Raw genomic sequence first — 20,418 nt, 5'->3', positions numbered from 1 at the left:
CGCTAATGATTTCTGTATAGTGCGCCCCAATTATTTTTGCTTAGATGGGTGTTAATGATCATGGCTAACGGCAATTTATTTATTCTTTCAGCGCCAAGTGGTGCAGGTAAATCCAGTTTAATTTCTGCGCTACTGAAACAAGGTTCAGCGCGCCCATTACAAGTATCGGTATCAACCACCACTCGCGCCCCTCGTCCTGGTGAAGAAAACGGCGTTCATTATCACTTTGTTGATAAGGCGGATTTCGAACAGCAAATCAAAAGCGGCGCATTTTACGAATATGCCGAAGTATTTGGTAACTACTATGGCACGTCAGCAACCGCGATTGACGAGCAATTAGCGAAAGGCATTGACGTATTTTTAGATATCGACTGGCAAGGTGCCCAGCAAGTACGTATGAAGCGCCCTGATGTAACCTCTATTTTTATTGCCCCACCATCACGCCAAGAGCTAGAAAATCGTTTACGTGGTCGCGGTCAAGACAGTGATGAAGTCATCGCCGATCGCATGGCCAAAGCGCAAGCAGAATGCTCACACTATCAAGAGTTTGACTACATCATCGTTAACGATGATTTTGACACGGCATTAGCCGACTTAACTACGATCGTTGACAACCAAAGATTGAAGCGCAGCCAACAAGCGCAAGCGCATCAAGATTTATTCACGGATCTATTGGCTAATGATTGATCGTTTACTATAATAAGCGGCTATTTTTGAAAATAATCATTGTGGAGTAGCTACATGGCTCGCGTAACTGTTGAAGATGCAGTAGAAAAAATCGGCAATCGCTTTGACTTGGTGTTAGTTGCATCACGTCGCGCTCGTCAAATCGCCACTGGCGGTAAAGACCCTCTAGTTGAGTTAGAGAACGACAAACCAACGGTATTAGCGTTACGTGAAATCGAGTCAGATTTAATTTCTTCGGAAATTATGGATGACGCTGAGCGTCACGAGCAAGTTCAGCAAGAATCTGCTGAGTTAGCTGCTGTTGCTGCCATTGTTGGTGGTCAGCAAGACTAATTAGCCTGCAAAACTTATTGCTGGAACGGGTTAACGGTATCAATCGTTAACCCGTTTTTTGTTGCCGTCATTTGTTCACCATGAAAATGATTTCCAAGCGCAACAAACTCCTCCGATTAGGCGGTATTGCTCGGTAAAGTAAGCCCTCTGCCTCTTGGCAAGCTCGACAATATTGCTTATCCTTGCCTTAACGTGAGTTAAATTTATTCAACCGTTGATTTAGCTGCGTTTTCCCTCTTTCTCTAATTTTCTCGTCAACCTATTTTGGGAGTTTTGAGTGTATCTATTTGAACCATTAAAAGAGTTTGCCTCCAGTTACTTATCGAAAGTGCAGCTCGATTTACTTAAGCAAGCCTATGTCGTGGCACACGATGCCCACGATGGTCAAATGCGTTCAAGTGGCGATCCCTATATCACTCACCCCGTTGCCGTTGCTTTAAACTTGGCGAAAATGCACTTAGATCACGAAACCTTAATGGCAGCACTACTGCACGATGTGATTGAAGACACTGAAGTCACCAAAGACGAACTGGCAGAGCAATTTGGTGCCACGGTTGCTGAATTGGTCGAAGGGGTTAGTAAACTCGACAAGTTAAAGTTCGACAACAAAGAAGAGATGCAGGCGGAAAACTTCCGCAAAATGGTGTTGGCGATGACCCGCGATATTCGCGTGATCTTAATTAAACTGGCCGACCGCACCCACAATATGCGCACCCTAGAATCGCTGCGTCCCGACAAACGTCGCCGCATTGCCCGTGAAACTTTAGAGATTTATGCACCAATTGCCAACCGCTTAGGTATTCACGATATAAAAAATGAGTTAGAAGTGCTCGGCTTTGAAGCACTCTACCCAATGCGCTCGCGAGCATTGCGCTCTGCCGTTAAACAAGCACGTGGCAACCGTAAAGAAATTATTAACAATATTCAGGGCGAAATTGAACAGCGCTTAGCGGAAGCGGGTATTCAAGCGCAAGTTATTGGCCGCGAAAAGCACTTGTATTCGATTTACCGCAAAATGTTAAACAAAGAGCTGATGTTTAACGAAGTAATGGATATTTACGCCTTCCGCGTCATCGTGCCGGAAAAAATTGACGACTGTTACCGCTCACTTGGCGCAGTACACAACTTGTTTAAGCCAATCGAAACCCGTTTTAAAGACTATATCGCTATTCCAAAAACCAATGGTTATCAATCGCTACATACCTCACTGATTGGCCCACACGGTATTCCTGTAGAAATCCAAATTCGTACTAACGACATGGATCAAATGGCGGATAAAGGGGTTGCCGCCCACTGGCTTTACAAGCAAGACGGTGACGACACAGGCACAACTGCGCAAATGAAAGCACGTCGTTGGATGCAAAGCTTGCTGGAACTGCAGCAAAGTGCAGGTAGCTCATTTGAATTTATCGAAAACGTAAAATCAGATCTCTTCCCAGAAGAGATTTACGTATTCACCCCAGATGGCCGCATTATCGAATTACCAATGGGCGCTACTGCCGTTGATTTCGCTTATGCAGTGCATACTGACGTGGGCAATTCTTGTGTTGGCTGTAAAGTTGATCGCAAACCTTACCCACTAAGCCAGCCGATTGATTCGGGCCAAACCATCGAAATTGTCACCTCTTCTGCGGCAAGGCCCAATGCGACTTGGTTAAACTTTGTGGTAACAGCAAAGGCAAGGCTGCAAGTGCGCACTTACTTACGTTCGCAGGAAGAAAATGAATCACAAGCACTTGGTCTGCGTTTACTCAGCCATGCATTAGGTACCACCAAACTGGAAGATATTTCAGAAGAGAAGATTGCTGAAGTGGTTGCCGAAACAGGCAATGAAAGTTTAGATCAGTTACTGGTTAATATAGGTTTAGGTAATGCCCTGAGCATTGGTATAGCTCGCCGCTTAACCGATGAGTTTACTGACGACAGCGAAGAAACCGTACCAACGAAAAATAAGATGCCAATTAAAGGTACAGAGGGTATGCTGGTCACTTACAGTAAATGTTGTCGACCAATCCCTGGCGATACCATTTTGGCCTACCTTAGCCCAGGTAAAGGCTTAATTGTTCACCAAGCAACCTGTAAAAACGTTAAAACGCACGAGAGTAAACTCTTCCCAGTGAAGTGGGACAGCGATATCGATAAAGAGTTTATCGCTAAACTTCGCGTTGAGATTGTTAATCATCAAGGGGCATTAGCGGCACTGACCAATGTTGTCGCAAAGAATGAATCCAACGTGCATTCGATGAATTCCGGCGAAAAAGACACTGGCTTATACGCCATCGACATGGAAATTACCTGTCGTGATCGCGTTCATTTAGCCGAAATTATTCGCAAAATTAAAAAGATGATCGACGTACAAAAGGTCGTTCGCAATAAGTAATAAACAGAGCTCGTCAAAAGCTTTTAGCAATAAAGACCTGCAGAAATAAAGCTTGTAGTAATACAACCTGCAGTTAAAAGGAAGATTATGAAAACTATTGTTTCAACCGAAAATGCACCAAGCGCAATCGGTACGTACAGCCAAGCGGTTAAAGTCAGAAATACGGTATATTTATCAGGCCAAATTCCACTAGTACCGGAAACTATGGAAGTAGTTTCTGATGATTTTGCCGAACAAGCAGAGCAAGTATTTAAAAACCTCGTTGCGGTATGTGAAGCGGCTGGCGGCGAAATTAACGACATGGTTAAAGTAAATATTTTCATGACGGACTTAGCCAACTTCGCCACCGTTAACGAAATTATGAGCAAGTACTTTGCGGAACCATACCCAGCACGCGCGGCGATTCAAGTATCGGCACTGCCAAAAGGCGTAGATATTGAAATTGACGGTATTATGGAAATTCCTAACGTCGCTTAATTGGTATCAATCAACCGATTTTTATCGGTTGATTTCCTACTCGCACCTAAACGTGGCTACACTTGGCTAGTCAGCCACCGCTAAATTTAGGTGCACATCACCAAACCCAACACCATTTTTGCTCATCAGCATACATTCTCGGCAATTACTGTTAAAATACACAGCAGTACCGAATTAATCTTAAATGTGAAGAAAATGACTCCAGAACGACATAACCGTATTTTAAGCATGCTCAACCACCGCCAACCGGATTTAACCGTGTGTATGGAAGGTGTGCACAAAGCACATAACTTGGCTGCTGTAGTGCGTACTTGTGACGCCATTGGCGTAAGTGCGGTACATGCGGTTTGGAAAAATGAGCAAATGCGTGCATCTGGTGGCATTGCGGCTGGCAGTCAAAACTGGGTGGATGTTCACAATTACTCATCAACCAAAGATGCGATTAACGAACTGAAACGCCAGAATATGCAGGTATTGGTGACTAATCTATCTGACAAAGCAGTCGACTTTCGTGAAATCGATTACACCAAACCAACCGCGATCATTCTAGGCCAAGAAAAGTTTGGCGCTTCAGATATAGCCAAAGAAATGGCCGATCAAGATATCATCATCCCTATGGTCGGTATGGTGCAGTCGCTAAATGTATCAGTCGCCAATGCGGTAGTGTTATACGAAGCACAACGCCAACGCGAAGCAGCTGGCATGTATGGCCGTGCAACCATTGACGAAGACACTCGTCAGCGTATGTTGTTTGAAGGTGGTCACCCTATTTTTGCTAAAGTGTGCCAATCAAAAGGCTTACCTTACCCACACATTAACGATGACGGCGAAATTATTGCCTCTGACGATTGGTGGCAAAAAATGCAAATGAGCCAAGAGGCCTGGGCCGATATTGACGACGAATAATCGTTAACGAAATAGCACTAATGGAATAAAGCTAAGCTCAATCAAAATAAGAATAAAATGTCGGGAACCACTAATTTAGCGCAAGTCACTATCGCCTCGTTAAAAGGTGTCGGTCCAGCCATGGCAGACAAGTTTGCCAAGCTGGGCTTAAACTCTGTGCAAGATTTATTGTTCCACTTACCGCTGCGTTACGAAGATCGCACTCGGGTCACGGCAGTGCGCGATTTACTGCCCGGCATTTACACTAACATTATTGGTGAAATTACCAATAACCAAGTGGTATTGGGTCGCAAACGCATGCTTGTCGTCACCATCAACGATGGCACTGGCAGTATCGACCTGCGCTTTTTCCATTTCTCTGCGGCGCAAAAAAATGCATTAGCCATAGGCACTGAATTACGTTGTTATGGTGAAGTACAGCGCGGCCCGCGCAGCTTTCAGATTGTACACCCTGAATACAAGCCGCTTGATAACGACCAAGCATTAACCGCCGTTGAAGAAACACTTACACCGGTTTATCCAACCACAGACGGCCTGAGACAAATCACCTTTCGCAATATCAGCGAGCAAGCATTAAAGCGCCTAGAACATGGCAGTGTAGAAGAATTACTGCCAGCGCAGTTTCTGAACGAGCCATATACGCTCGCAGAAGCGCTAAAACTGATCCATCGCCCGCCACCAGATGTTTCCACTGAGCAATTGGAAAACGGTAAGCATCCCGCACAGCTGCGGTTAATTAAAGAAGAACTACTCGCTCACAACCTGAGCATGGTTAAGCTGCGTCAATCGGCAGATAAACACGATGCCATGCCAATGCATGTGGATACTAAGCTCAACCAGAAATTTCTTGATAGCTTGCCGTTTTCGCCAACTGGCGCACAAGCACGAGTGGTAAAAGAAATTCGCGACGACTTGGCGAAAGAAGTGCCGATGATGCGCTTAGTGCAAGGGGATGTTGGCTCAGGTAAAACCTTAGTGGCAGCACTTGCTGCAATTACCGCCATTAGCCAAGGCTACCAAGTGGCGCTGATGGCGCCGACCGAAATTCTTGCCGAGCAGCACGCCATTAACTTTCAGCGCTGGTTTGAACCACTTGATATCACAGTGGGTTGGTTAGCGGGCAAAACCAAAGCCAAAGCGCGCCGCGAAGCACTCGCTAAAATCGCCGATGGCACCATTCAAATGGCGGTTGGTACCCACGCACTCTTCCAAGAGCAAGTAGAATTTCACAAACTGACCTTGATCATTATCGATGAACAGCACAGATTTGGTGTTCATCAACGCTTATCATTGCGAGAAAAAGGCGCGTTTGATAACAAGTTTCCTCATCAACTGATCATGACGGCAACGCCAATTCCAAGAACACTGGCGATGACTGCTTATGCCGATCTCGACACTTCAGTGATTGATGAATTACCACCGGGGCGAACGCCGATTAATACCATTGCCCTACCGGACAGCCGCCGTGATGATGTGATTGAACGTATTCGCCAAGGTTGTATGAATGATAATCGCCAAGCTTACTGGGTATGTACCTTGATTGAGGAATCAGAGGTGCTGCAATGCCAAGCAGCTGAAGATACCGCTAATCACCTACAAGAAGCCCTCCCCGAACTGCAAATTGGCTTAGTGCACGGCCGGATGAAACCCGCTGAGAAGCAGCAGGTGATGGAAGCGTTTAAAGCCGGTGACTTGCACTTATTGGTGGCGACTACAGTGATTGAAGTTGGCGTTGACGTGCCAAATTCCAGTTTAATGGTGATTGAAAACCCTGAACGCTTAGGTTTAGCCCAACTGCACCAATTACGCGGCCGTGTGGGTCGTGGCTCGGTTGCCTCGCACTGTGTGCTAATGTATAAGTCACCACTTTCCAAAACCGCCACCAAGCGTTTAGGCGTGCTCAGAGAAAGTAATGACGGCTTTGTTATCGCGCAAAAAGATTTAGAGATTCGCGGCCCAGGCGAGCTGTTAGGCACCAAACAAACGGGTTTAGCTGATCTTAAAATTGCCGACCTTATTCGCGACAAAGACCTGATCCCAGAAGTACAACAACACGCCTATCTGCTATGGCAGCAACACCCCAAACAAGCGGAAGGGATAATTCAACGCTGGCTTGGCAATCGCGAACAATACTCCAACGCCTAGCATTTACATATCGACATCGCGTGATAAACCTATTTAGTTGATATTCCGCAACAACTGAAATCATTTCACCTAAACGACTTTGAAAACACTCCTCCATTCAGCCAAACTGTAATCAGCACACACCTTGAATCCAGCTAAAACCTAGGTTAGTTAGGCAGGAGAATCTATGTTTCGAATCGCTGTTTTTAGCAGTAAAAAGTATGATCGCACCTTTTTTGACAAGTTTAATACCACCAGCGATTTAACCTTTGAATACTTTGACTGCCGCCTCAGCGAAGAAACGGTAGAGCTTGCCCAAGGTTTTAACGCCGTCTGTGTGTTTGTTAACGATCAGGTTAACGCCAATGTGTTAGCAAAATTGGCGAGCTTTGGTATTGAAACCATAGCACTGCGCTGCGCCGGCTTTAACAATGTCGATATTGCACAAGCCAAGCGGTTAAATATCAAGGTTTGCCGCGTACCTGAGTATTCACCACAAGCAGTCGCTGAGCACACGGTTGGTTTAATGCTGACCTTAAGCCGCAAGTTTCACAAAGCCTATAATCGTATTCGCGAAGATAACTTTGCCTTAGATGGCCTGATGGGCTTTAACCTCTACGGCAAAACTGTCGGCATTATCGGCACAGGTAACATAGGCATGGCGACGTTACGCATTTTAAAAGGCTTTGGCTGTCAGTTGCTATGCTATGACCCAAGCCCAAGCTTAGACGCCAAAACCGAAGCCAAAGCGCTTACCGCGAACTATGTTCCGCTAGCCACACTCTTTCAACAATCGGATATTATCTCGCTGCATTGCCCACTTGTCCCGGAAACCAAGCACCTAGTGAATGCGCATACCCTAAGTCAAATGAAGCCTAATGCCATGTTAGTTAATACGAGCCGTGGTGCACTGGTTGACACTAAAGCGGTAATCAAAGCACTGAAAAGCAAGCAATTAGGTTACTTAGGTATTGATGTTTATGAGCAGGAAACCAACCTGTTTTTTGAAGATCTTAGTGGTGAAATTTTACAGGACGACACCTTCGCTCGATTAAGCAGTTTTCCCAATGTGCTGATCACTGGGCATCAAGGCTTTTTTACCGAAGAAGCGATTGCCACTATCGCACAAACGACGATTGAGAGCCTGCAAAAGTTGCTTAACCAGCAAGCGATTGAGCCAAGCTTACTGGTTGATTTAGGCTAATCCAGATTGATATAGGTTGAACAGCCTAACTTCCTTTTTTCTTTAGCAGCTCACGTAAATTCGCCACCCCAGCCTTAGCGGTCTCTTGCTTTTGCTCTTGGCTTTTCGGCGCCTTTTCGTTTTCCCAATTTAAGTCGTCTTGTGGCATTTCATATAAGAAGCGACTGGGCTCGGTACGCGCAACCTCACCAAATTGGCGACGTTCACGGGCATAAGTACAAATCAGCTCTCGCTTAGCACGAGTCACCCCTACATAGGCGAGGCGGCGCTCTTCTTCAACATTGTCTTCATCAATACTGGATTGATGCGGCAGTAAGCCTTCTTCCATACCAATCAGGAAGACATACGGAAATTCCAACCCTTTAGAGGCGTGTAGCGTCATTAACTGAACTTGATCGGAAAATTCTTCTTCCTCGTTGCGCTCCATCATATCGCGCAAAGTTAAGCGAGAAACCACTTGCGGTAGCGTCATTGGCTCGTCCAATTCATCGCCTTCAAGCATTTGGGTGACCCAGCTAAATAGCTGAGTGACATTCTTCATGCGCATTTCTGCCGCTTTACCACTCGGTGAACTGTCGTAGAGGTAATCTTCATAGTTCATTTCACGGATCATCGAGCGCAATACCGCGGGCGTATCACCGCGCTCAGCGTTGTCTGCCGTTTCCACTATCCAGCGAGTAAACTTTTGCAAATTATGCAGTGCACGCCCCGATAAGGTTTGCTCTAAGCCAAACTCAAAGCTAGCAGCAAACATACTAATTTGGCGTTTATTGGCGTAATTGCCAAGTTTTTCTAAGGTTGCTGGACCAAGCTCTCGTTTAGGGACATTACAGATACGTAAAAATGCATTGTCGTCGTCATGATTTACCAGCAAGCGTAGGTAAGCCATAATATCTTTAATTTCAGCGCGTGAGAAAAACGAGGTACCACCGCTAATTTTGTACGGGATGCGGTTGGTCATCAGCGCTTTTTCCAGCAAGCGAGATTGGTGGTTACCCCGATAAAGAATCGCATAATCTTTGTAGTGGCTTTTATTCATAAAGCGATGACCAATCAGCTCACCTACCACACGCTCAACTTCATGCTCCTCATTACGAGTTTGCACGATGCGAATTGGCACACCGTAATCGTGCTCACTAAACAAGGCTTTGTCATAAACATGTGGGTTGTTGGCGATCAGAATATTGGCACAGTGCAGAATACGGCCACTGGAGCGATAGTTTTGCTCAAGTTTGATCAGCTTAAGGTTTGGGTAGTCTTGCCCTAATAACACTAGGTTTTGCGGTTTAGCACCACGCCATGAATAAATCGATTGGTCATCATCGCCAACCACAGTTAAACGACCACGCTCGCCAGTGATCAGCTTCACCAGTTCATATTGGCTAGCGTTGGTATCTTGGTATTCATCCACCAGCATATACTGAATTTTTTTCTGCCAACGGGCGCGCACTTCCGGATAATGCTTAAGCAACAAGGTAGGAATTAAGATCAAGTCATCAAAATCCAGTGCGTTGTAAGCCTTCATATGATTGTGATAACGCTGGTAAAACTCGGCGTATAAGGCAGTATCGGCATCGCCTGCTTGTTTAAGCACTTGGTCTGGCAGCAGTAAATCATTCTTCCAGTTAGAAATCATCATTTGCAACTTGCTCAGCAAGTCTTTATCACCCTCAAGCTCTTGCTCGGTAAGCTCTTTAAGCAAGGCAATGGTGTCTTGATCATCAAACAGGGTAAAGCCCGGCTTATAACCTAAGGTTTTAATTTCGCGGCGAACAATATCCAAACCAAGTGAGTGAAAGGTCGACACGATTAGACCACGGGTAAGATCGCGCCCTAACATTTTCGCAACTCGCTCTTTCATTTCTCGTGCGGCTTTGTTGGTAAAGGTCACCGCCGCGATATTACGCGCCTTATAACCGCACTTTTGGATCAAGTAAGCAATTTTCTGACAAATAACACCCGTTTTGCCACTGCCCGCGCCAGCCAGCACCAAACAAGGGCCACTGACATATTTTTTTGCTTCATCTTGGCGAGGGTTTAATTGCATTACTTGACTCTACCTATGGGTTAATTTCGGCGTACTCTATTAAGGCGGCAAATTTTACCTTGTTTTCTGATCTAGACCAGTAGCTCATGCAAAAATTTATGCGATTAGCCGAGCTTTTACGGTAGACTTTCAAGCAAGTGTTCGAATCAACGATAAGGCAGCCAAAATGATCAACGCAAAAAAAATTGAAGAAATCGCGAAGCAAGTCAGCGATGCCATTCCACCGGGCGTTAAGTCTGTTGCAAATGAAATTGAAGAGCGCACAAAAACCGTGATTCAACGTAAGTTATCTGAGCTCGATGTCGTCACACGCGAAGAGTTTGATGTACAAACACAAGTACTGATCAAAACCCGTGAAAAGCTTTCAGCATTGGAAGCCACTGTTGCTACCTTAGAGCAAAAGTTAGCAGAGCTTGAGCAAGGCTCGGCAGAGTAATTAACGCAAGTAATGCGCTAGCAGTTTAATACCAATCAGCATAAATAAATGTTCACTCAGCTTGAGTTAAAACGCTTTAATGCAAGGCGCATGGTTGCCCGTCATAGTTATTCTATTTCAAAGACATGCAACACCGCAGTAAAGTGTTTTAGCCAAGCCCTTCGGGAGCTTTTCAGCAGCCCAATTACGGCGCAAAATTTTCTAGATGTAGAGTGGCTATATCGGCAAAAATTTTTCTTGTACTTGAACCGCTGAAATAGCTCTGAGTTGAATATATTATTATGCTGATTGGTATTTAGTACCACTGCTAGCAAATACTCTTTGGTCGCTATCTTGTTATCTAAACAGTTTGCGTTCAATTACAAACCCCATCACACCCGCAGCAAATAAAAATATACCAACCACCTGCAGCCAAGCATTTATCGGTTGTGCCTGATCAACCATTTGTGAATACCAGTAATAGCGTGTTCCACCATCAACTGGTTTTTCGATAGGATTGCCAAGCCAAGTCGCAATGCGAATATGCTCAACATCACGACGCCCTGTCATTTCAATGGCTTTTTGCTCGCGTAACTTATGACCGTCTTTTTCGCCTCGTGGCAATAAGCGCGGCCAATCATCAAAAATGGTTTTGATCTCTCCTTCACGCACCACGCCTTCGGAGACATATTCATGTTGCTGCTCTGAGAAAATTAACTTGCTATAGCCGGTAAAAAACAATGTGATGGCAAATACGATTAACGCGCTCGACATAAGTAGAAAATTTCTTCGCTGGGTAAATTGTTGTTGGTTTTGTTTATTTAGCCACTGCTCAACATCTGGTAATGACGCCAACTTTTGTACGCTTGTGGTTGGCAGCTTTCGCAATAACTCTTCCAGCCCAATTTCTAGTGCTGCGATCAACTTACGTAACATATCATTTGAAGGCTGCGCTTTATCATTTTCTAGTTTTGATAAATACGACTGCTCGATTCCAGCTAATTCTGCTAGCTCCGGCTGGCTTAATTGTTTCGCTTGTCGAAGCGATTTTAACTGTTCACCTAAACTCATTATCTTTTCCCTATGTTTACTTGTGCCAAAGTTAATAACCTAAAGTTAAAACCTGAAGAAACCCAACAAAGATAAGGCTGCCGGCCGCCCTATCTCGATTGGATTGGCTATTATTCTTGGCTATTCCTCGGTTAATAGAAAGCAGAATATCAGGGAATTTCCTTGAATAAACAGGAAACTTAGTATTTTTATGAGTCGCAATGACCAAATACGGCGCAATAAAAAAGCCAGACGTTTAGTCTGGCTTTCCGTTAGTTTTTCGAGCTTATTGCTCTTTCATATTCCACAAAATACCCTGGCCTTCACCCATTACCGTTGTTGGCATTTGACCATTCCATTGCTGCGCTTTCACGTATTCAACCAACACTTTACTGGTTTTAATTGCCTCGGCCTTTTTCTTGATCGCTTCAGCCTCAGCTAAACCTTTCAATCGAATAGCCTCAGCTTCGGCTTTCGCTTCCGTCATAATCGCATAAGCAGAACCGTCAGCACGGGCTTTTTCCGCATCACGCTTGGCTTCTGCTGTATTTACCTCACGTTGTGCTTCTAGTTTTTGACGCTCTAAGCGATGTTTTTCAGCCGCTGCTAAGTTCTTCTCGGTCTGCTTAGTTTCAATACTTTGCAGATATTTTGCTGGAAGTACTAAGTTCTCGATTTGGGCGCTGTCTAACTTCACTGGAAATTCTGACATAGTCGCCAATAGTGTTTCTTCTATTTTTTGAATCACTTTGCCGCGATTTTGCACTATTTCCTCAGCTTTGAAGCGTGCTAACGCATCCTTTGCTGCAGAGCGTAAACGCGGGTCAAGAATACGGTTTTCGAATTGATCTAAACCACCGTAATTTTTATACAGTTCAAAAGCTTCAGAGCGAATTACCGTCCAGTTAACCGACACTTCTGCTTGCACTGGCATCTGCTCATAAGTTGACGCCTTTAACGCCTCGGTATTTTTACGGGTACGAATTTCAAGCTCTTCAACGGAGTCGGCAAAAGGAACTTTTAAATGTAAGCCCGGGTTTACTTGGGTAGTTGCTTCGCCAAAGCGTTTAACAATACCAACGTGACCTTCATCAATAGTAAAAAACACCATCCATACTAGGATAAAAGCGGTGATGGCCACGCCGCCGAGCTTGGCATGACGAAAAATTGGAGGATTTTCAGTATTGCTTGATTGAGTTAATCCTTTACTAAACATAAACATTCTCCTCTATGTTGTTTGAACGTTGCCAGATAAATTGACAACAAGGGCTTTTAAACTAAGCCCCGAAAGCTCTGTAATATCGGCACATACTATTGGCCAAGTTTGCAATTACAGAGTGAAACGTATTGGTAATATCAATTCTCAATACGGATTGACATAATATGTCATGCTTTTTAGTTTTTTGCAAAAATTTATCAGAACGATTGATTATAAAAAGGTAAATAAGCGTGAAATCAAACTAGGCGAGTATTTGTAAAAATGTGGCCTCAGCGTTATATAAAAAACGCAAAGAATTAATTAACTGAATGACTTACAGCCAATACTTTTTTGTAGTGAGAAACTTAAACGACTTAAAGCTGGGTAGCTTTGAAAATAGCCGTTAGAAGCCTAATGGCTATTTAACGCAAAGCTGAAATTAGTCGTGTTCGCCGAATGAAAAAGCCCTCAAAATGAGGGCTTTAATCAAAGAAGTTAGTAAATAGCTAGGCTGCTAGCCCTGCTTTAGAAATGCGTGATAAGCAAGGTTTTGTGTTTCTTCCTGCCACTCATAACCGAGGTCTTTAAGATGCCGGAAAAAGTCTAATTGGTCCTTTTCATTAACATCGAAGCCCGCCAACACTTGACCAAACGCCGCGCCGTGGTTGCGATAGTGGAACAGGGTAATGTTCCAATGCTCGCCGAGTGTATCTAAAAACTTTTCCAATGCGCCTGGATATTCAGGAAACTGGAAGCGGAAAATACGTTCATCAACCGCTACCGAGCTTTGTCCACCGACCATGTAGCGAATATGTAATTTAGCCAGCTCGTTATCGGTAAAGTCTTTCACCTGATAACCAGCTTTGGTGAGCTCTTGTTGTAGTTGCAAGCGCTCTTCGACACCGCCAGCAATACGAATACCGACAAAGATATTGGCACTGCTCTCATCAGCAAAGCGATAGTTAAATTCAGTAATGCCACGGCCTGATAAGGTTTGGCAGAAGCGTCTAAAACTGCCCTTTTGCTCAGGAATGGTGACCGCAAACACCGCTTCTTTTTGCTCGCCTAGCTCGCAGCGCTCCGAAATATAGCGCAAGCTATGAAAATTCATATTAGCACCAGAAAGCACTGCCGCTAAGTTCTCATCACCTTTGCTGGTTTGACAATATTTACTGATCGCAGCCAATGAGAGCGCACCTGCAGGTTCAGCAATGACTCTTGTTTGCTCGAAAACATCTTTAATGGCTGCGCAAATTTCATCGCTATTAACCGTGATCACATCATCACAGTAATGTTTGATAACGTCGAAAGTGTGCTGGCCAATTCGCTTAACCGCGACACCATCGGCGAACAAGCCTACTTGGCTTAAATCGGTTGGCTGACCTTTGTCCATCGCGGCTTTTAAGCAAGCGGAGTCTTCTGCTTCAACACCAATCACTTTTATATCAGGTCGTAGCTGCTTTAAATACACCGCCATACCCGCTAACAAGCCACCGCCACCCACAGGCACAAAAACCGCATCAAGCTTGGTATGTTGTTGCAGTAATTCTTTAGCTACGGTGCCTTGTCCGGCAATTACGTCAACATCATCAAACGGGTGGATCAGCGTTTTTTGCTCTTGCTCCGCACATTCAATCGAGGCTTGTTGCGCATCGTTATAGCTTTTACCCACTAAGCGTACTTCCGCGCCTAAGCGACGGACATTGTCCACTTTAATATCGGGCGTAGTGATCGGCATAAAGATGGTGGCATTAATACCTAACTTACTTGCCGCAAGCGCCAACCCTTGTGCGTGATTACCGGCAGAGGCGGCAACTACCCCATGAATACATTGCGCTTCAGGTAGGTTGGCTAACTTGTTATAGGCACCACGTAACTTGAACGAATGCACTGGCTGTTGATCTTCACGTTTCAAGAAAATCTGATTGCCCAAACGCGCAGAGAGTTTCGTTAGCGGCGTTAAATCGGTTTCTTTGGCGACATCATATACTGGCGCCAGCAAAATCCGGCGTAAGTAATCAACACCGAGTTCTTGTGCGCTTTGTGCTTGATGTTCACCCGCATGATTTGCCATTGGTTGCCTCTTACTTGCTCTAGGTTTTATCTGAGCCGTCTGATACGGCACTATCAAGTAACTCGCGATTACGTACCGCGCCTTTATCAGCACTTGTGGCTAACATCGCATAGTTTTTCAAGGCGTAACTAATTGGGCGAACGCGGCTTGCTGGGTGCCAACTGTTAGGCTTAGCATCCATCGCAGCACGGCGTTTGGCTAATTCGTCATCACTGATATTCAGCTTGATTGAACGGCTTGGAATATCTATAACAATCTCATCGCCATTTTCGACTAAGGCAATCGCCCCGCCACTTGCCGCTTCTGGCGACACATGGCCAATTGATAATCCTGAGGTACCACCTGAGAAACGGCCATCAGTGATCAAAGCACACGCCTTGCCTAAGCCCATCGACTTCAAGTAAGTGGTTGGATACAACATTTCTTGCATGCCAGGGCCGCCTTTAGGGCCTTCGTAGCGAATAACCACTACTTCGCCAGCGACAACGCTGCCATTTAAAATACCTTCAACGGCATCGTCTTGGCTTTCAAAGACATGGGCAGGCCCGGTAAAGGTTAAGTTGTCTTCACTGACGCCAGCTGTTTTAACAACACAGCCATCAAGGGCAAGGTTGCCAGATAATACCGCTAGGCCACCTTCGGTTGAAAACGCGTTATCAAGCGAGCGAATACAGCCATTTTCACGATCATCGTCTAAGGTATCCCAACGACAATCTTGGCTAAACGCTTTGGTGGTGCGAATGCCGGCAGGGCCTGCGCGATAGAATTTCTTAACATCTTCGTCGTCAGTCACTTTAATATCGTACTGGGCTAAGTGCTCAGTTAACGAAGTGCCCAGCACGTTAGTCACGTTAGGCTTTAATAGTTTGGCGCGCGCTAATTCACCTAAAATACCAATCACACCACCTGCACGGTGGACATCTTCCATATGATATTTTTGTGTCGACGGCGCCACTTTACAAAGCTGTGGTACTTCGCGAGATAACTTATCCATATCCGCCATGGTGTAATCAATACCCGCTTCTTGCGCGACGGCTAATAAATGCAAAATGGTATTGGTTGAACCGCCCATGGCAATGTCTAAACACATGGCATTATGCATCGCATCGCGGTTAGCGATGTTGCGTGGTAGTGCGGACTCGTCTTCGTCGAAGTAGTAACGCTTGGTAAGTTCTACAATTTGCTTACCGGCTTTTTTAAATAGCTGCTCGCGATCTGCATGCGTCGCTAGCATTGAACCGTTACCCGGTAAGGCTAATCCTAATGCTTCTGCTAAACAGTTCATTGAGTTGGCGGTAAACATACCAGAGCAAGAACCGCAAGTTGGGCACGCAGATCGTTCAATTTGATCGCTTTGCTCATCACTAACCGTTGGGTCGGCACCTTGGATCATGGCATCAACTAAATCGAGTTTGATGATTTGATCAGAAAGCTTGGTTTTACCCGCTTCCATTGGGCCACCCGAAACGAAAATAACCGGGATATTCAGACGCATAGCCGCCATTAACATGCCCGGCGTGATCTTGTCACAGTTAGAAATACACACCATAGCATCAACACAGTGGGCATTGACCATGTACTCCACCGAGTCAGCGATAAGGTCACGTGAAGGCAAGCTGTACAGCATACCGCTATGTCCCATGGCGATACCGTCGTCAACGGCAATAGTGTTAAATTCTTTGGCGTTTGCACCAGCCTCTTCAATGGCATGCGCCACTAACTGACCCATATCTTTTAAATGAACATGGCCCGGCACAAACTGAGTAAATGAGTTAACTACGGCAATAATAGGCTTGCCAAAGTCTCCATCCGTCATCCCTGTTGCTCGCCACAATGCGCGAGCGCCTGCCATATTTCGGCCTTGTGTTGACGTTGCTGATCGTAATTTTGGCATTTTCTTGTCCTACTATTGCTGTATTCGTTAACTGCTTTAATTTAATAAGGATGGGTTAATCGCGCTAGAGCAAGGCGGGAACGCGCAGCTTATTACCATAAGTGAGCATTCCCAACGCAGGTATAGTGCAATTAAGCTTCCTTATTCGACTGGCTCTAACCAGTTCCACTTATCTTCGGTCGTACCATCAAAGATACCAAAGAAGGCATCTTGTAAGGCTTTAGTGACTGGGCCACGCGAGCCTTTGCCAACAGGTAAACCATCGACTGATTTCACTGGCACAATTTCAGTGGCAGTACCTGTCATAAAGAATTCATCTGCTAGGTAAAGTGACTCGCGAGAAATTGGCTCTTCACGCACTTCATAGCCTAGATCACGCGCTAAGGTGATCACCGCATCACGGGTTAAGCCCGGTAAAATTGAAGCTGTACTAAATGGCGTGTAAATGACACCATTGCGCACTAGGAATAAGTTTTGGCCAGCGCCCTCACTCACCATATTATTTACATCTAATGCGATACCTTCGGTGTAACCGTGGCGACCAGCCTCCATCGAGATCAGCTGCGATGATAAGTAGTTACCGCCGGCTTTGGCTGCCGTTGGCATAGTGTTCGGTGCTAAGCGGTTCCAGCTTGAAACGCCAACTTCTACACCACCTTCAATGGCATCGGCACCTAAATAAGCTTCCCAGCTAAATGCGGCAACCATTAGGTCCGCTTGTGCATCTAGTGGTGGACGAAGGCCCATACCAATATCACCCAAAAACGCTAATGGGCGTAAGTAAGCCGCTTTTAAGCCATTTTTAACCACGGCGTCTTTACACGCTTGTACTACTTCTTCATTGGTGTATGGAATATCCATACGGTAAACTTTTGCTGAATCGAATAGACGATCAACGTGTTCTTGCAACCTGAAAATACAAGTGCCTTTGTGCGTGTTGTAGGCGCGAATACCTTCAAACACTGATGAACCATAGTGCAGAGCATGACTCATGACATGCACGGTCGCATCCGCCCAAGGGATGAGTTTACCGTTAAACCAAATGAGTTCTGCGCTTACTTTAGCCATAATAATTCCTATCTATTGGGTCTTGCTGACCTTATCTGTTATTCCGCCTACATTATGCGCGACATTGCGCGCTAGCGGTATCTTGAATTTCAATTGTTTTAATATCGAACAATTTACTTAATTGTAACTGTAACTGGCTAACTGGGTGCTCTGATGAGACTGTCATTTCAATATCAAGCGCATCACTGCTTTGCTCAGAAAACATATTAATACCGTTGACCTGAAAACCACGGTAACGGGTCACTTGTAAAATACGCTCTAGTACCGTGTTTTGCTGAGCGGCAGAAATTCTTAACGTATGTTCTGGTGTAGCAGTGTTCATGGCGATTCCTATCAATAGTCTCGTTTTGGTTTAGCCTACTGGCATTATGTTAATGACATTGCATTAGCGGCATTGGGTCAGTTCACTTTATCTTGGGTTTCTATCATTTTGTCGTTCGCAGTTTCCGGCGGCACCAGTGGCCACACGTTATCTGCTTCATCAATTTTGACCTGCAATAAATACGGGCCGTTATGCGCGAGCATTTCATCGATAGCCGAAGACACCTCGGCTTTAGTGGTAATTTGTTTCGCTTTGATATCAAAAGCACTCGCCAGCATGACAAAATCAGGATTGTCTGACAGGTCTGTTTCACTTAATCGACCATTAAAGAACAAGTCTTGCCATTGGCGCACCATACCTAATTTGCTGTTGTCGATTAACACGATTTTGATGGGTAGTTGAAAGCGCTTGATGGTTGCCATCTCTTGCACATTCATCATAAACGAGCCATCACCGGTCACCGCGATAATGGTATCGGTTGGGCGGCTCACTTGCGCACCGATGGCAGCAGGTAAACCAAAGCCCATGGTGCCTAAGCCACCACTGGTTAAGAAGTTCTCTGGGCCATTAATCGCCATATGCTGCGCCGCCCACATTTGGTGCTGACCAACATCAGTTGTGATCACTGAATCGGCCGGCATTTTTAGCGAGATTTCATTCAATACTTTCGGGGCATAAATGCCCTCGCCCGGGTGGTTATAGTCCCAAGCAAAGCTGTCTTTTAGGTGCTGACATTTTTGTTGCCACGGTTCAATCGACAGTGGCATGGCAAGCGCAGGCAAGTTCACTTTTAGCTCGCCTAATACCGACGCATGGGCAGTTTTGCGCTTGCCCACTTCCGCTTGGTCAATGTCAAAGTGAACCACTTTGGCATGCGGTGCGAACTCAGCTAATTTGCCTGTTACTCGGTCATCAAAACGAGCACCAACAGCCACCAACAAATCACACTCTTGCACCGCCAAGTTAGCGGCTTTAGTGCCGTGCATACCTAACATACCTAAGTAGTATTCATCATCTACTGGTACTGTGCCTAAACCCTTTAAGGTAGACACACTCGGCATCTTGGTTTGCGCTAAGAATTCGCGCAGTTCTGGTACAGCATTGGCCATTCCAACGCCGCCACCAACATATAAAATCGGCTTTTGCGCTTGGCTAAGCAAAGCCAGAGCGGTGCCCATATTGGCTGGTTCATTTGATGCGGGCATTACACTCGTCGGTACCGCTTCTAGCGTTTTGGTGACCGTTGCCAATTGAATATCTTTTGGAATATCAACCAGTACCGGTCCTTGTCGGCCAGACAGCGCAATATCAAACGCCTGGTGAAGCGTTGACGCAAGTTCATTGACATCTCGTACTTGAAAACAGTGTTTAGTGCATGCCAGCGACAAGCCGATAATATCCACTTCTTGAAAAGCATCTGAGCCCATCGCACCAGTTGCCACTTGGCCGGTAATGGCCACTACTGGGATAGAGTCGGCATAAGCATCGGCTAAACCAGTGATTAAATTCGTTGCACCAGGGCCTGAAGTTGCAAAGCAAACACCCACTTGTTTAGCCGCACGTGCATAACCGACCGCAGAAAACGCTGCACCTTGCTCATGGCGACATAAGAAATGCTGAACCTCACTGTCATACAGGGCATCATAGATCGGCATAATCGCGCCGCCAGGGTAGCCAAAAACATGCTTTACACCATGCTGCTGTAAAACATTTAAAAGCATGGTTGCACCTGTATGTGAGTGTTCAGTTGTCATTGCGGTCTTCGCTATAATATTTGGTTAATCAATGTGTTAATTAAGCTTTTAGCTAACTAGTTGAGAACAAACTCTGCTTTAAGACAAAAAGTTCAGCCCTTAAGTAAAACAAAACCCCCGGTCCTTTCGGAGCGGGGGTTGGTATTTTGATTTCAGAAATTTTTCTTAGCGCAACCAACTTCCCCGCGATGATTTAATAATCACCACGACGAGAATGTTAATAATCACTGCGCTTACGTTATTCATGTTTTGCTAAAATTCTACCGACAAAAATGTGAATAGTTATTTATTTTTTCTGAAAAAATATTTAACTGGTTAATCTTTTTAAATTAATATCACAGCCCGTCGCCCATGTGCAAGCACTTTTCAGATCAAATTTTAATGACTACGAAATACTTACTATTTATAGCATTTATCTACGCCTGAATTGGGCCTAACCTAGCTGATTCAACAGCTAATTAGCGAACTTAGCCCATTGCCACTAC

At 45.2% G+C, this 20,418-nt stretch carries 16 protein-coding genes; 8 read left to right on the top strand and 8 right to left on the bottom strand.

Features of this window, described 5'->3' with window-relative positions:
- Positions 1 to 57: 57 nt before the first annotated feature.
- The 7 genes from gmk to DXX92_RS00260 all read left to right on the top strand — a co-directional run bounded on the left by gmk (position 58) and on the right by DXX92_RS00260 (position 8,111).
- Positions 58 to 687, top strand: a complete 630-nt coding sequence (gene gmk, locus DXX92_RS00290) for a guanylate kinase (protein ID WP_428977351.1) — start codon at positions 58 to 60, stop codon at positions 685 to 687.
- A 54-nt stretch (positions 688 to 741) separates the two neighbouring features.
- On the top strand, positions 742 to 1,020 hold the full coding sequence (gene rpoZ, locus DXX92_RS00285; RefSeq protein WP_115998597.1) for a DNA-directed RNA polymerase subunit omega: 279 nt from the start codon (positions 742 to 744) through the stop codon (positions 1,018 to 1,020).
- A 277-nt stretch (positions 1,021 to 1,297) separates the two neighbouring features.
- Positions 1,298 to 3,400, top strand: a complete 2,103-nt coding sequence (spoT, locus tag DXX92_RS00280; protein ID WP_115998596.1) for a bifunctional GTP diphosphokinase/guanosine-3',5'-bis pyrophosphate 3'-pyrophosphohydrolase — start codon at positions 1,298 to 1,300, stop codon at positions 3,398 to 3,400.
- A gap of 87 nt (positions 3,401 to 3,487) precedes the next feature.
- Complete coding sequence (locus DXX92_RS00275) at positions 3,488 to 3,877, top strand: RidA family protein (protein WP_115998595.1); 390 nt, start codon at positions 3,488 to 3,490, stop codon at positions 3,875 to 3,877.
- Between the two features lie 195 nt (positions 3,878 to 4,072).
- On the top strand, positions 4,073 to 4,783 hold the full coding sequence (gene trmH / locus DXX92_RS00270; protein ID WP_115998594.1) for a tRNA (guanosine(18)-2'-O)-methyltransferase TrmH: 711 nt from the start codon (positions 4,073 to 4,075) through the stop codon (positions 4,781 to 4,783).
- A 57-nt stretch (positions 4,784 to 4,840) separates the two neighbouring features.
- A complete protein-coding gene (recG, locus tag DXX92_RS00265) occupies positions 4,841 to 6,928 on the top strand; it encodes an ATP-dependent DNA helicase RecG (RefSeq protein WP_115998593.1) in 2,088 nt (695 codons plus the stop codon).
- 166 nt (positions 6,929 to 7,094) lie between these two features.
- Entirely contained in the window at positions 7,095 to 8,111 is a 1,017-nt protein-coding gene (locus DXX92_RS00260) for a 2-hydroxyacid dehydrogenase (protein ID WP_115998592.1), read from the top strand.
- Positions 8,112 to 8,136: 25 nt separating this feature from the next.
- Here the strand turns inward: DXX92_RS00260 and rep are convergent, their stop codons facing one another.
- A complete protein-coding gene (gene rep, locus DXX92_RS00255; RefSeq protein ID WP_115998591.1) occupies positions 8,137 to 10,158 on the bottom strand; it encodes a DNA helicase Rep in 2,022 nt (673 codons plus the stop codon).
- A gap of 166 nt (positions 10,159 to 10,324) precedes the next feature.
- On the opposite strand from rep, the gene ubiK reads away from it, so the two are divergent.
- Positions 10,325 to 10,594 carry a ubiquinone biosynthesis accessory factor UbiK gene (gene ubiK, locus DXX92_RS00250; RefSeq protein ID WP_115998590.1) on the top strand — a complete coding sequence of 90 codons (270 nt, stop codon included), beginning with the start codon at positions 10,325 to 10,327 and terminating at the stop codon, positions 10,592 to 10,594.
- A 336-nt stretch (positions 10,595 to 10,930) separates the two neighbouring features.
- Here ubiK and DXX92_RS00245 read toward each other — a convergent pair whose 3' ends face one another.
- From DXX92_RS00245 to ilvG, 7 genes are all read right to left on the bottom strand, one after another.
- Positions 10,931 to 11,644, bottom strand: a complete 714-nt coding sequence (locus DXX92_RS00245) for a helix-turn-helix domain-containing protein (RefSeq protein ID WP_115998589.1) — start codon at positions 11,642 to 11,644, stop codon at positions 10,931 to 10,933.
- 265 nt (positions 11,645 to 11,909) lie between these two features.
- On the bottom strand, positions 11,910 to 12,839 hold the full coding sequence (locus DXX92_RS00240; protein ID WP_115998588.1) for an SPFH domain-containing protein: 930 nt from the start codon (positions 12,837 to 12,839) through the stop codon (positions 11,910 to 11,912).
- A 496-nt stretch (positions 12,840 to 13,335) separates the two neighbouring features.
- Entirely contained in the window at positions 13,336 to 14,895 is a 1,560-nt protein-coding gene (gene ilvA, locus DXX92_RS00235) for a threonine ammonia-lyase, biosynthetic (protein WP_115998587.1), read from the bottom strand.
- 19 nt (positions 14,896 to 14,914) lie between these two features.
- Positions 14,915 to 16,789, bottom strand: a complete 1,875-nt coding sequence (ilvD, locus tag DXX92_RS00230) for a dihydroxy-acid dehydratase (protein WP_115998586.1) — start codon at positions 16,787 to 16,789, stop codon at positions 14,915 to 14,917.
- 141 nt (positions 16,790 to 16,930) lie between these two features.
- Complete coding sequence (locus tag DXX92_RS00225; protein WP_115998585.1) at positions 16,931 to 17,857, bottom strand: branched-chain amino acid transaminase; 927 nt, start codon at positions 17,855 to 17,857, stop codon at positions 16,931 to 16,933.
- A gap of 52 nt (positions 17,858 to 17,909) precedes the next feature.
- Positions 17,910 to 18,179 (bottom strand): acetolactate synthase 2 small subunit, encoded by a 270-nt coding sequence (gene ilvM, locus DXX92_RS00220; RefSeq protein WP_115998584.1) that lies wholly within the window; start codon positions 18,177 to 18,179, stop codon positions 17,910 to 17,912.
- Positions 18,180 to 18,256: 77 nt separating this feature from the next.
- Positions 18,257 to 19,933: an acetolactate synthase 2 catalytic subunit gene (gene ilvG, locus DXX92_RS00215; protein ID WP_115998583.1), complete on the bottom strand. Its 1,677-nt coding sequence runs from the start codon at positions 19,931 to 19,933 to the stop codon at positions 18,257 to 18,259.
- Positions 19,934 to 20,418 lie beyond the last annotated feature (485 nt).

Source organism: Thalassotalea euphylliae (assembly GCF_003390395.1).
Taxonomy (GTDB): Bacteria; Pseudomonadota; Gammaproteobacteria; order Enterobacterales; family Alteromonadaceae; genus Thalassotalea_F; species Thalassotalea_F euphylliae_C.
This window is presented reverse-complemented; position numbering and strand designations above follow the sequence as displayed.

Excerpts from the sequence above, each read along its gene's own strand:
- rpoZ (WP_115998597.1), top strand. The coding sequence starts at position 742 with ATGGCTCGCGTAACTGTTGAAGATGCAGTAGAAAAAATCGGCAATCGC.
- DXX92_RS00275 (WP_115998595.1), top strand. The coding sequence starts at position 3,488 with ATGAAAACTATTGTTTCAACCGAAAATGCACCAAGCGCAATCGGTACG.
- trmH (WP_115998594.1), top strand. The coding sequence starts at position 4,073 with ATGACTCCAGAACGACATAACCGTATTTTAAGCATGCTCAACCACCGC.
- recG (WP_115998593.1), top strand. The coding sequence starts at position 4,841 with ATGTCGGGAACCACTAATTTAGCGCAAGTCACTATCGCCTCGTTAAAA.
- DXX92_RS00260 (WP_115998592.1), top strand. The coding sequence starts at position 7,095 with ATGTTTCGAATCGCTGTTTTTAGCAGTAAAAAGTATGATCGCACCTTT.
- rep (WP_115998591.1), bottom strand. The coding sequence starts at position 10,158 with ATGCAATTAAACCCTCGCCAAGATGAAGCAAAAAAATATGTCAGTGGC.
- ubiK (WP_115998590.1), top strand. The coding sequence starts at position 10,325 with ATGATCAACGCAAAAAAAATTGAAGAAATCGCGAAGCAAGTCAGCGAT.
- DXX92_RS00245 (WP_115998589.1), bottom strand. The coding sequence starts at position 11,644 with ATGAGTTTAGGTGAACAGTTAAAATCGCTTCGACAAGCGAAACAATTA.
- DXX92_RS00240 (WP_115998588.1), bottom strand. The coding sequence starts at position 12,839 with ATGTTTAGTAAAGGATTAACTCAATCAAGCAATACTGAAAATCCTCCA.
- ilvA (WP_115998587.1), bottom strand. The coding sequence starts at position 14,895 with ATGGCAAATCATGCGGGTGAACATCAAGCACAAAGCGCACAAGAACTC.
- ilvD (WP_115998586.1), bottom strand. The coding sequence starts at position 16,789 with ATGCCAAAATTACGATCAGCAACGTCAACACAAGGCCGAAATATGGCA.
- DXX92_RS00225 (WP_115998585.1), bottom strand. The coding sequence starts at position 17,857 with ATGGCTAAAGTAAGCGCAGAACTCATTTGGTTTAACGGTAAACTCATC.
- ilvM (WP_115998584.1), bottom strand. The coding sequence starts at position 18,179 with ATGAACACTGCTACACCAGAACATACGTTAAGAATTTCTGCCGCTCAG.
- ilvG (WP_115998583.1), bottom strand. The coding sequence starts at position 19,933 with ATGACAACTGAACACTCACATACAGGTGCAACCATGCTTTTAAATGTT.